12 protein-coding genes are annotated in these 12,536 nt (G+C 38.8%); 9 read left to right on the top strand and 3 right to left on the bottom strand.

The features are described from left to right. The first annotated feature begins 1 nt into the window (after nt 1). The 4 genes from H6607_09060 to H6607_09045 are packed head-to-tail and all read left to right on the top strand — an operon-like array spanning nt 2 to nt 2,330. Nucleotides 2-751: a UDP-2,3-diacylglucosamine diphosphatase gene (locus H6607_09060; protein MCB9262509.1), complete on the top strand. Its 750-nt coding sequence runs from the start codon at nt 2-4 to the stop codon at nt 749-751. A gap of 31 nt (nt 752-782) precedes the next feature. Further along, nucleotides 783-1,529, top strand: a complete 747-nt coding sequence (locus H6607_09055; GenBank protein ID MCB9262508.1) for a hypothetical protein — start codon at nt 783-785, stop codon at nt 1,527-1,529. Next, on the top strand, nt 1,529-1,927 hold the full coding sequence (locus H6607_09050; protein ID MCB9262507.1) for an SRPBCC domain-containing protein: 399 nt from the start codon (nt 1,529-1,531) through the stop codon (nt 1,925-1,927). The genes H6607_09055 and H6607_09050 overlap by 1 nt, the downstream gene beginning before the upstream one ends. Then, a complete protein-coding gene (locus H6607_09045) occupies nt 1,911-2,330 on the top strand; it encodes a DUF1801 domain-containing protein (GenBank protein MCB9262506.1) in 420 nt (139 codons plus the stop codon). Before H6607_09050 ends, H6607_09045 begins: the two co-directional genes overlap by 17 nt. A gap of 24 nt (nt 2,331-2,354) precedes the next feature. On the opposite strand, the gene H6607_09040 is transcribed toward H6607_09045, so the two are convergent. Further along, nucleotides 2,355-3,149 (bottom strand): DUF3108 domain-containing protein, encoded by a 795-nt coding sequence (locus tag H6607_09040; protein MCB9262505.1) that lies wholly within the window; start codon nt 3,147-3,149, stop codon nt 2,355-2,357. A 169-nt stretch (nt 3,150-3,318) separates the two neighbouring features. Between H6607_09040 and H6607_09035 the strand changes: the two genes are divergently transcribed. Genes H6607_09035 through arsC form a run of 3 tightly spaced genes read left to right on the top strand, consistent with a single transcriptional unit; the run spans nt 3,319 to nt 5,117 of the window. Next, on the top strand, nt 3,319-4,419 hold the full coding sequence (locus tag H6607_09035; GenBank protein MCB9262504.1) for a hypothetical protein: 1,101 nt from the start codon (nt 3,319-3,321) through the stop codon (nt 4,417-4,419). 1 nt (nt 4,420) lies between these two features. Then, nucleotides 4,421-4,789: a hypothetical protein gene (locus tag H6607_09030; GenBank protein ID MCB9262503.1), complete on the top strand. Its 369-nt coding sequence runs from the start codon at nt 4,421-4,423 to the stop codon at nt 4,787-4,789. Next, nucleotides 4,770-5,117: an arsenate reductase (glutaredoxin) gene (arsC, locus tag H6607_09025; GenBank protein MCB9262502.1), complete on the top strand. Its 348-nt coding sequence runs from the start codon at nt 4,770-4,772 to the stop codon at nt 5,115-5,117. The genes H6607_09030 and arsC overlap by 20 nt, the downstream gene beginning before the upstream one ends. 1 nt (nt 5,118) lies before the next feature. Here arsC and H6607_09020 read toward each other — a convergent pair whose 3' ends face one another. Beyond that, complete coding sequence (locus H6607_09020) at nt 5,119-5,991, bottom strand: DUF4846 domain-containing protein (protein MCB9262501.1); 873 nt, start codon at nt 5,989-5,991, stop codon at nt 5,119-5,121. A 165-nt stretch (nt 5,992-6,156) separates the two neighbouring features. On the opposite strand from H6607_09020, the gene H6607_09015 reads away from it, so the two are divergent. Together H6607_09015 and H6607_09010 are read left to right on the top strand one after the other, a co-directional pair. Beyond that, entirely contained in the window at nt 6,157-9,063 is a 2,907-nt protein-coding gene (locus H6607_09015; GenBank protein ID MCB9262500.1) for a serine hydrolase, read from the top strand. Nucleotides 9,064-9,129: 66 nt separating this feature from the next. After that, nucleotides 9,130-9,861 carry a DUF4197 domain-containing protein gene (locus tag H6607_09010; protein MCB9262499.1) on the top strand — a complete coding sequence of 244 codons (732 nt, stop codon included), beginning with the start codon at nt 9,130-9,132 and terminating at the stop codon, nt 9,859-9,861. 663 nt (nt 9,862-10,524) lie between these two features. Here H6607_09010 and metG read toward each other — a convergent pair. After that, nucleotides 10,525-12,528 carry a methionine--tRNA ligase gene (gene metG / locus H6607_09005; GenBank protein ID MCB9262498.1) on the bottom strand — a complete coding sequence of 668 codons (2,004 nt, stop codon included), beginning with the start codon at nt 12,526-12,528 and terminating at the stop codon, nt 10,525-10,527. Nucleotides 12,529-12,536: the final 8 nt, after the last annotated feature.

Genomic DNA, 12,536 nt, shown 5'->3' with positions numbered 1-12,536 from the left:
CTTGACACAACGCAACAGATTATATTTTGCTTCCGATTTTCATTTGGGAATACCCAACCACAGCGAAAGTTTAATTCGTGAAAAAAAAATCGTTCGCTGGCTCGATTACATAAAAACCGATGCAGAGAAGATATTTTTACTCGGCGATGTTTTCGATTTTTGGTTTGAATACAAAAAAGTAATACCAAAAGGTTTTGTGCGATTGCAAGGCAAAATAGCCGAACTGGTTGATGCCGGAATTGAAATATACCTTTTTAAAGGAAACCATGATATGTGGATGTTTCACTATTTTCAAGAAGAGTTAGGCATAAAACTGATATGCCACGAACTGGAATTTGAGTATCACGGAAAACAATTTTACCTACATCATGGCGATGGACTTGGCCAAGGCGATTATGGCTATAAATTCATCAAAAAAATATTTAGAAACCCACTCTGCATTTGGTTGTTTGGCATTTTGCCACCTCGTTGGGGCTTGGGTTTGGCACATTATTTCTCCTCAAAAAGCCGATTGGCCAACGCAGCAAATGATGAAATTTTCGACCAAAATTCGGAATGGTTGTTGCACTATTGCAACGAAATGGTGACTCAAAAACACTTTGACTACCTGATTTTTGGTCATCGGCATTTGCCGCTTGATTTGGCTTTGAACAATGGCGGGCATTACATCAATTTGGGTGAATGGCTGCACCATTTTACGTATGCCGACTTTGACGGAAATAATTTAGAACTCAAAACATTTGAAAATTAAATTGGTCATAATATTGCTTTTAGCATTTGTTGTGTGGGCCTTTGAAAGTCCAACAGCAAAAAAAACAATTGCCATACCCTTTTCAGGTAAGTTTTTTACAACCGACAATTTGGGAAATGTTTTTTTTGTGCAAAAAGACAACTCCATTGAGAAACTGAACAAAGATGGAAAAATTGTGGCAAAAACCAATTTTAAGATATATGGAAATCTTACCCAATTAGATGTTTCCAATCCGTTTCAGATTTATGCCTACTACCGCGACCAACAGACTTTGCTGATTTTAGACAATATGCTCGGGCTGCAACATGAAATAAACATGGCCGAAATGAGTACTTCTGAAATTGCCTCAGCCATTCGATCATTCAACAACAATATTTGGTGTTTCGACGCTGCCTCTATGAAGTTAAAAAGAGTTACTTTTTTGTTGAATACCGAAGCAGAAAGTCAACCATTTGGCTTGTGGACTACCGAAAAATGGAACCCACAAATGATGTTGGATAACGAAACAAACGTGTTTGTATATGACTCGGTTCAAGGTTTTTCTATTTTTGACGAGTTTGGCAACTATTACAAATCGATTGATATAAAAGGATTGAGCCAGTTTCAGGTAAAAAAAGAGAACATACTTTGGTATAAAAACCATACGCTTTCCTCTTACAATTATAAATATTTCAAAACCGATACGCTTGCAATCGACTCATTTGCCAGCTGTGTTCGATTGGAAGAAAATCAACTTTATAGCTGGAAAAACGACACCCTAAAAATCATTTTTAAATAATGGCAACAAAAGATTTTAAGAAATATTACACCATTTCTGCCCCTCCAGATGAGGTTTATACTGCTTTAACATTTCAAAAAAGCATTGAGCTTTGGACAGACGATGAAGCCATAATGACAAATGAGCCCGGTAGTGAGTTTAGCCTTTGGGGCGGCAGTATTGTTGGAAGAAATTTGGAATTTGAACCCAACAAAAAAATTGTTCAGCAATGGTATTTTGATGGGCAAGAAGAACACTCCATTGTTACCATAAAACTGCATCCGCACAAAAAGGGAACATCGGTGGAGTTGCGGCACACCAACATTCCAGAAAATGAATTTGACGATTTTGCTGAGGGCTGGGATGAATATTATTTTGGAAACTTAATTGTATTTTTGGAAGATGACGGCGAAGAATAAATCTCAAAACAAAACAGTGGCAACCGCTCAAAGCGTGAGCGAATTTATAAACACTCAACAAAATCAGAGCAAAGAAGATTGCCAGACACTCGACACACTTTTTTCAAAGCTTACCGGAAAAACAGGCGTTATGTGGGGAGCTTCTATTGTAGGTTATGGCGACTTTCATTACAAATATGATAGCGGTAGAGAGGGTGATTTCTTTTTGGTAGGGTTTTCGCCTCGCAAACAAAATTTAACTATTTATATTATGGCCGGTTTTGCCGATGAAAGCATTATGAGCCGCTTAGGAAAATACAAAATCGGAAAATCGTGCTTATATGTAAAGAGTCTGTCGGATATTGATATGGAAGTACTTACCGAACTCGCAAACCATTCTATTGGCACATTGCAGAACAAATAATCCTTGCAACCGGTCAAAGCCGCATCACAGCTTCGATGAAAACGGATTTTTCAACCCGCTGTATGAGGTTAAATCCACCTTTAGCGAACCCACCCAAATATCTGTTTGAACCCTTATTGGCAAATGGTTTGCATCATCGCTAACCCAAACGGTCATGTCATCTTCGTCTTTAAACACTCTATCTACCACCAGTTGAGGTCTCAATTTGATGCATCGCACTTTACCCACGTCGGTTTTTAGTGTTTCTGTTCCCAAATATTTAAACTTGAGGTTATAAATTTTTTGGTCTAAATAAATATCCAAAGGATATGTTTTACCAACATAAGCATTGCTAAAATCAATGGTTCGGGCATAGTATGTGCCACTTACAATGTCTTGCACGTACTGTGGCATATCCATGTTCTTTTTAGCACCTCGAAGTTTTTTGGTTTCGTGGTTATAATACACCAAATCATTGTCCTTGTAGTTGTCTTCGTGCACTGATTTGAAATATTTTAAAGGAGCCATACTCTGACTATCAAGATTTGTTTCAAAGTGGTCGCGAACGGTGTACATCCAATCAAAAGATTTGTTTGTAGAACCTTTGGCAACAATATGATAGGTCGGACGATTGTCTATCATCTCATGTTTGCTGTCAACCTGCATGGTTACCGTAGCCGCATTGAGCAAACCATAATGTATGCGATATTCCAATTTTTCGCCATAACCAAAAGCAGCATTTTTTTGCTCCCGATATTTAAAGGTTGATTCTTCTCCTGTTTTAAAACTAAAAATCAGAACAGAAAGAATAAGTGCGGATGTATATTTTATCGTTTTCATAAGGGTCAAAACAATTAATTAAACGCAAATGTATTTTCAAAAAATATTCCAAAACTGATAAAAGAAGTTGACACCGTACAAATAAAAAAACAGCTCACCACTCAATATGCTGTTTATCATATACTTATATTAAATTTTTAATACCTACAGTTGGTGTATATTTGTGCCAATGAAAAAGTATTTTAGGCATTGGTTGACGCTGGTTGTGTGCATTTTTTTGTCTAAAATTTCATACGCACAACTCAACAATTCTTTTTTTTATATCGAACGAAACGACTCGATTAAAAATCAATTCAATCTGCACATTGAAAATATTGGGTATTTTAGAAATGTTGAATATACCAATGCCATTGACGAAGGCCGAACCTTGTTTGGCTACCAATTTTGGCCAGAAATGACGTATGGCATTTCGCAAAATGCACAAATAGCTGGAGGTGTTTTTGTGCAAAAAGATTTTGGTTCTTCAGGGTTTTATAAAATAGCCCCTACTTTTAGCTTTCAATACAAAAAAAAACAGCACACACTAAGATTTGGCAATGTGTTGGGCAGCGTGCAGCATGGCTTAATAGAGCCACTTTACGACCCAGAAAGAATTATTGAAAACCGAAATGAAAACGGGTTTCAATATTTGCTGAAAGCGAAAAAACTGAAAGGTGAATTTTGGATTGATTGGACCAAAATGATATACCCAAACAGTCCGTTTAGAGAAGAATTTACGGTAGGCACCACGTTAGAACCAACCATTATATCTAAAAAAGCAGTTAAACTTTCATTGCCAGTGGCTGCCTTGGCTTTTCACAAAGGTGGCGAAATTGACACATCCAAAATGCCAACTCAAAGCAACTTTAATTTCGATTATGGCATTCGGCTTATCTCAAAAATACAAAAACTTGATTCTTTTGTTCTCGAATTTCATGCTTTGGATTATGAAGACATCTCCACCACACCCGAGAATTTTATCGACGGTTTGGGGCAATATGCGGCCGTGTCGGCTTATAAAAATCAGTGGGGTTTGATGCTTAATTACTGGGATTCGCATCAGTTTTATAACCCCATGGGCGATGCCATCTATAGAACGGTTTCGTCAAAAAATCCGAACTATATTTTGAATTACCGCAAAATGGCCATGGCTCGTTTGTTTTTTCAAACCAATGTGGCCGAAAATCTGGACTTTTTGCTAAGAAGTAATTTCGTTTACGATATGAATCAAAAAACTACCGGAGTAATTGCCGAATTTTATATACGGTGGCATCCAAAATATACATTGTAGAATGGACGAAATCAAGCGGTTTGAGGATCTTTTAAATCACAATGAACTTCTGCAAGACACCATCAATCAAATACGCAAAGACCTAAACCTTGATGAAAAAGCCCTTTTTTGGAATTATGAATCGCAAGCTGCCTACAATGACTTTGTGAAATTGCTCGAAAAAGTGATACAAACTAAGTTAAGAAATGGGCAACCCTCTATTATGCAACTGCTTTATAGAGTGGATATTACTGAAAAACAATCGGCCATTTTGTGGCATTTGGATGAGGGTGATAGGGTTAAAAAGCTGACTTCCCTAATTTTGAACCGCGAATTACAAAAAGTGTTAACACGAAAATTTTACAGTAAAAATGAGCAAAACCCCGATTAAAATATACCACAACGCAAGGTGCAGCAAAAGCCGCGATGCCCTTTGTTTGCTGCAAAATGAGGATGTAGAAATAATTGAATATTTAAAAAATCCGCCTTCTGAAGAAGAACTGCAACAATTGGTGGCTCTTCTAAACATAAAACCCATGCAGCTTGTGCGAACCAAAGAAGAAGTTTTTCAAAAACACTATGCTCATAAAGCGGCCAACCGAGTAAACTGGATAAAAGTGATGGCCAAATATCCGGTGTTGATAGAACGCCCAATAGTTATAAAAAACGGAAAAGCCATTATTGCCCGACCACCCGAGCGGGTTTTGGAGTTGAAATAAACTATTTCCACCGCTTTAAACTACCCGAAGGAAAATGCCATTCCGGGGTAATTAAACTTTGACCCTCTTTTAAACTATACCACGGGTTCAATTTAGTATTTGTTGGATTTATCAATATATGAATATCCTGAGCAGGCATATAGCTTTGTGCCAATAAAAATATTGGGTTGCCCGTGCTGTCTTGTGCCACATCCATAACGGTAATAGCATGGCCGTATGGGTTGCCCGTTTCATGAAAAACATCGCCAGGCTTTATTTCTTTAATGGATATGGAGCTAACTTCATTGTTCATGGATTTTGTGCCGCAATAGCTAAACACCAAATCCATGTATTGCCGAAAACAGGTGTATGAATTGTCTGGTGTAGCCGTTTTTACCCAAGTAACAGTATTGCCCGAAATTTTGGCTCGATACCCTTGTGCATATTTGCTCCATTCGGCAAGGTGTCCACTAGTAAAGTGAAACTTTATTTTGTCGAACTGTTTGGTTTCAAAAAGATATTCGGCCCTCAATCGCATCACGGCATCAGCACATTGCTGCAAATCTCTGCTTCCCACATCTATATCTATAATGGCATATTGTGCCGATTGGTTTAATTTTAATTGACCATTGAAAAGCCGCACCAAACTGTCCTTTTTTAGAGACAATTTTTGGAGAAAAAACGCGAAACTGCCACTATCAGCCGGTAATCTTTTATATCCCGAAGGCAAAGCTATTTCTTTTACTTTTTCGGGTTTTTTGTTTTCTTTGGTTTGTTCAACGGTTTGAGTTTTGGCATTTTGTTGCTGATTTTTCTTCTGTCCAGAAGCACCGCAGCTGCCTATTATAGCTACACCAACGCCCAGTAAGAACCAATTATTTGCAAAAAATTTCATACCTATTAAACGGTAAAAAAAACAAAACTATTGCAAAGCTAAAACCACGTTGTTTTTCGTTGAAAAACACAGTACAATCGTTGATAAATAGGCGAGCAGGTGGTTTTAATATTGGCTAACATTGCAGGAACGGTTTTTGAGTAACATTTTTAAAAAAACAGAAAAATGAAAAGCATTGGGTTTAAAATAGCGTTGGTGGTGAGTCTTCTTCTCCCATTTGCCTTGTTATTTGCACCTGAGCAAAAATCAGCCACCGACAGTTGGGCAGAAACCAAGTTGAGCGAAATGACTTTGGACGAAAAAATAGCTCAACTAATGATGATTGAGGTTCGTCCAACATACGGGCAGGCTCACTTAGATGCTGTTCGAAATACCGTTGACAAATATCAAGTGGGAGGCATTATTTTGTTTAAAGGAGAGCCTTTGAGCGAACTTCGACTTACAAACGACTATCAATCTATAAGCAAAACACCATTAATGGTAGCCATTGATGGAGAATGGGGTCTTGCCATGCGGTTAAGCAATACGACTTCGTTTCCATACCAAATGGGTTTGGGTGGCATTGCCGACAACGATATTATTTTTCAGATGGGTCGTCAAATTGGCCGCCAATGCCGCCGTATGGGTATTCACGTGAACTTCGCTCCGGTGGTGGATGTAAACAACAATCCTAAAAATCCGGTAATCAACTACCGTTCTTTCGGTGAAAGTCGCGAAAATGTAGCTGCTAAAGGATGGGCTTATGCCAAAGGTATGCAAACCGAAAACGTAATTGCTTGTGCCAAACATTTTCCCGGACATGGTGATACTGACGTTGATTCGCATAAAGATCTTCCCGTTATTAATCATTCCAGAGAACGACTTGACTCGATTGAGCTCTATCCGTTTCGTTCTTTGATAGATAGTGGGGTAATGAGCATCATGACTGCTCACCTTTATATACCAGCCATCGACAACAGAGCCAATACTGCAATATCTATTTCAGAAAAAGGTATTAACGGGTTGCTTCGCAATGAGCTTGGTTTTAATGGACTTGCTTTTACCGATGCTTTGAATATGCAAGGCGTTGCCAAATTCTATCAACCCGGCGAATTAGAGTTGAAAGCTCTTATTGCCGGAAACGACATTTTGCTTGGGCCAACAGATGTGCCAAAAGCTATTCAAGTAATCAAAAATGCGGTGGCTACTGGCAAAATTTCGCAAGAGTACATTGACTCAAAAGTGCTGAAAGTGCTTTATGCAAAACAATGGTTGGGTTTGGACAACTATGAGCCTGCTGCCGAAGAGAATTTGTTGGAAGAATTGAACTCTAATTATGCCACATTCCTGCTCAATTCACTCATTTCTAAGCAACTGTGTGTGGTGCAAGACCAAGATAATTTGTTGCCCATAAGCGTAAACAGCAAAGCAAAAATTGCCACCTTGAGTGTTGGTGGAGGACTATATAATGAGTTTCAAAAAACCATTGAGCATTATCATGCTGTTCAACATTTTGAGGTATCCTCAGCTGTTTCAGCTAATGTGGCTGCAAACATGAAAAGTAAACTAAAAGACTATGACTTGATAATTGTGAGTATGCACAATACAAGTCGTTATCCTAAAAATAACTATGGGGTAAATTTGGCCACTGCCAAATTTTTAAAAGAATTGAATCATGAAAAAAAGTGTGTTTTTGTTGACTTCGGAAACCCCTACAATCTGGCATTTTTTGACGGAATGAAAACGGTGGTAATGGCCTATCAGGATGATAAAACCAACCAAACAAAAGCTGCTCAAATGCTTTTTGGAGCCATTCCTGCCGATGCCTTTTTGCCCGTATCGGTTAGTCAAGAGTTCAAACTATACAGCAAAAGTCTTGTGCCCGATTTGCAAATTCTTCAATTTGGCGAGCCTGCCGAGGTGGGCATGAGTGAAAAACATTTGCTAAAAATAGACAGCATTGCCAAAGATGCCATCAGCAATGGAGCTATGCCGGGTTGCCAAATTTTGGTAGCCAAAGATGGCAAAGTTGTTTATCAAAAATCGTTTGGAAAACACACGTACAACGGCAGCCGCATGGTGGTAAACGATGATTTGTATGACTTGGCTTCTATAACTAAAGTAAATGCAACAACGCTTGCAGTTATGAAACTGGTAGAAGATTCTGTAATGAAAATAAATGACCCATTGGCCAAATATTTGCCCGATTTGGATACTACTAACAAAAATCATATTACCATAAAACAAGTGTTGACCCATACTGCAGGATTAAAACCTTTTATTCCATTTTATGAAGCTACCATAAGCGACCCTATTGCGTACGACACTATTTATTCAAAAATTCCTTCTGAGAAATTTTGTGTGAAGGTGGCCGACAACCTATATATGTGCAAAGACTATCAAAAAGTAGTGTTTGGTGAAATTTATGATTCGGATGTAAAAAACCCAGGCAATTACAATTACAGCGATTTGGGTATGATGTTGATGCGATTTGCCATCGAAAATGTGACACACACACCATTTGATCGATATGTTGATAGCGTTTTTTACCAGCCCATGGGTTTGCGAACCATGACTTTTAAACCGTTGGATAAGTTTGATTTGTCTGAAATAGTGCCGACCGAAGATAACGCCGATTTTAGAAGAACACTTGTTCATGGATATGTGCACGACCCAGGTGCTGCAATGCTTGGCGGCGTTTCCGGCCATGCAGGTTTGTTTAGCAATAGTGCCGATGTGGCCGCTGTGCTGCAAATGTTGCTTAATGGCGGATATTACAACGGTAAACAACTTTTGCATGCCGAAACCATAAAAGAGTTTACTAAATATCAATTTGCCGACTCCCGACGAGGTTTGGGTTTTGACAAGCCCGAAAACGACCGAAGAAAAGTGAATCCGGCCTCAGATTATGCCTCTTACCAGTGTTTTGGACATAGCGGTTTTACGGGCACCATTATGTGGGCCGACCCTGCAAATGGTTTGGTTTATGTTTTTCTTTCAAATCGGGTTTATCCAACTGCCGAAAACAAAAAACTTGTAAGCATGGGTGTTCGCACAAAAATCATGGATGTTATATATGAGTCGCTGGACTGATTTTATATTTTTGAACAAAATTGAAAACAACACAATAGTCTCACCAATTAAAATGTAGAATAGAAAATGAAAAAATGGATTTTTATCATCGCACTTAGTTTCTCACTATCCTCTTGCGACACACTGTTGCAGGCACTTGAAACAGCCAACCAAGTAACTGGAGGCATCACCGAAGGTGAAGCCGCACAGGGACTTAAAGAAGCCTTGACCAACGGTGTTGGAACAGGCACGAACTTTTTGGGCAAAACCGATGGATTTTTAAAAAATGCAGCCTACAAAATTTTGCTCCCTCAAGAAGTAAGAGATGCCGAGCAAAAAATTAGAAATAACCCAATTACCAATGCCTTGGCCGGAAAACATCTCGACAACCTTGTTACGGCCATGAACCGTGGTGCCGAAAACGCCATGGCCGAGGCAAAACCCATTTTTGTTGATGCCATAAAAGCTATGAGCATTAGAGATGCCATAAATATTGTGACAGGCGGCAATGGTGCTGCCACCAATTATCTTAAAAATGCCACCTCAGCACAACTAAAAGAAAAGTTTTTGCCCGTTATAAAAAGTTCGTTAGATAAAGTAAATGCCAACGAACCATGGAAACAAATTAGCTCGGCTTACAACACTGTGATGGGTAAAAACGTGACCACTGATTTAAACCAGTATGTTACCGATTTGGCTATGACCGCTTTGTTTACCGAAATCAAAAAACAAGAGGATAATATTCGTGCAAACCCTGTAGAAAGAACAACAGAAATACTTAAAAAGGTGTTTAACTACGCCGATCAACAAAAGAAATAATTGCACATTATTTTAATAAAAACCTCGCTAATGGCGGGGTTTTTTTTGTCCTAATAAATTGGATATATTTGGTTTGTTTATTACGAACCAATTTTTTGAAAAAAGCAGACTCGTACTGGTTATTTCAGACAGTCTTTTATCGTAGAACAAAAAGCCAAACCCCTCTATTGCCGGATATTCGGATTGTTTTCTAACATACAGAAAAAAATAGAAAATGGTATCTCCATTTTGGCATTGAAAAATATTTTCGCCACAATGTTTTTCTGTTTTATATTTTGAATCATGAGCTGATAGAGGAAAGTTAAGAGCAAGACTTTCCATTTTCCTCTTGTTAAAAGTAACTTCAATGCTTTCGGGGACTTGAGATAAATGGATTGAAATGGTTAGACAAATCAACAAAACCAGCACTTTTCGATGTTTCCGAAGATATAAAAAAGAAATTGCTGCCAAACCGACAACGATAGTTCCCCAATAAAATAATGAACGAGTCTTAAATTGATTTGGATTGAGGATTTCGTTATCGAAAAATATCAGACGATAGCGAAAGCAAAAAAGAGCTTGGAATAGGAGGCATAGAATAACCAGTATTATGTATTTTCTCTTTATCAAAATTGCCTGTTTTTCTGCCAAAGGTCATTTATTTTATTGGGGTTGGAGCAAGTATTACCTCACCACCGAGCCATTTTCCAGACCTGCTTTTGGTGAAACGAAAACCAATTTTCCTTCGGAATTTTCGGCCAAAAGCAGCATACCATTTGATTCGATGCCTCGCATTTTACGGGGTGCAAGGTTGCAAACTACGGTAACTTGCAAACCAACCAATTCTTCAGGGCTAAAATGCTCGGCAATGCCCGAAAGAATGGTTCTTTTTTCAAAACCCACATCTACCAACAGCTGCAACAGCTTGTCGGCCTTTGGCACCTTTTGAGCTTCTAAAATAGTTCCTACCCGTAAATCTATTTTAGCAAAATCATCAAAAACAATGGTTTCTTTTACAGGTTCAAGCGATGTTGTTGTTTGCACTTTGTTTTGATTTTCAAGTTTTTGCATTTGCTTCTCAATGGCTTCATCTTCTATTTTTTCAAACAAAAGTGTGGCTTGGCTTATGGTTTGTCCGGCCATGATGTTTTCTGACTTAAGATTTAGCATTTGTTTTATTTTGGTTGACGTTTTGGGTAAAAACGGTTCACAAACCTGGGCAAATTGTGCCACCAGCCGCAGTGAAACATTTAGAATCTCTTCCACCTTTTGTTGCCCGTTTTCCTCTTTTATCACATGCCACGGGGCAGTATCTTGCAAAAATTTGTTACCCAATCGAGCTAAATTCACACATTCGGCAAGCCCATCTCTAAACCTAAATTTGTTTAAACAATCATCTACCAATTTGGCTATTTCATTGGTCTCGTTCAAAATTTCGGAATGGTTTTGAGCTTCGTTTGCAGGCACCGTTCCATTGCAAAACTTGTGTGTTAAAACCATTACACGGTTTACCCAATTGCCTACAATGGCCACCAATTCATTATTTACTCTGGCTTGAAAATCTTTCCAGCTAAAATCGCTGTCCTTGGTTTCGGGCATCACGCTGGTCAAAACATATCGCAACTCATCTTCCTTGTCTACAAAATCCTCCAAATACTCATGCAACCAAACCGCGTGGTTTCGACTGGTAGAGAGTTTTTTGCCCTCCAAATTCAAAAACTCGTTGGCGGGCACATGGGTTGGTAAAATATAGTTGCCATGGGCATGCAGCATAGCCGGAAAAATAATGGTATGGAAAACGATGTTGTCTTTTCCCAAAAAATGGGTTAACTCGGTTTCGGGGTTTTGCCACCAGTCTTTCCAATCCTCTGTTATCTCTGCTGTTGATGTAATGTAACCGATAGGTGCATCAAACCACACATACATTACCTTACCCTCGGCATTGGGCAATGGCACAGGAACTCCCCAATCCAAATCTCGGGTCATGGCCCGGGGCTTTAACCCATCGTTGAGCCAGCTTTTGCATTGCCCAAAAACATTGGTTTTCCAAACTTCTTTTTGTGTTTCTACCCATTGGTTTAAAAACTCATTTTGAAGTTTATCTAAGGGCAAAAACCAGTTTTTTGTTGGCTTTTTAACTGGAATATTTCCTGTTAAGGCTGACTTTGGATTTATCAATTCTGCCGGACTGAGTGTTCGACCGCATTTTTCGCATTGATCGCCATAGGCTTCTTCAAAACCGCAGTTTGGACAAGTACCTGTTATGTATCTATCGGCCAAAAATTGACCCGCCTGTTCGTCATAAAACTGTTCGGTCGTTTCCTCGATAAACGAACCATTGTCGTATAATCTTTTGAAGAAATCTTTTGCTATTGCATGGTGTTTTGGGTTGGTAGTTCTTGAGAAATTATCAAACTGAATACCCCATTTTTCAAGGCTTTCTTTGATAATTTTATGGTTTATGTCCACCACTTGCTGAGGGCTAATTCCGTCTTTTTTTGCTTTTAAAGTTATGGGAACTCCGTGTTCGTCGGTGCCACATACAAACATGACATTTTTGCCTTTGCTTCGCAAAAACCTTACGTAAATATCGCTGGGCAAAAAGCAACCCGCCAAATGCCCAATATGCAAAGGGCCATTGGCATAAGGCAACGCACAAGTAACTAAATGTTTTTTAGGAAATGTCATGCCGCAAA

Source organism: Flavobacteriales bacterium (assembly GCA_020635395.1).
In the GTDB taxonomy this organism is placed as follows: domain Bacteria; phylum Bacteroidota; class Bacteroidia; order NS11-12g; family UBA9320; genus UBA987.
Note: the sequence above shows the minus strand (reverse complement) of the source record. Positions and strands in the feature narration are given on the sequence as shown.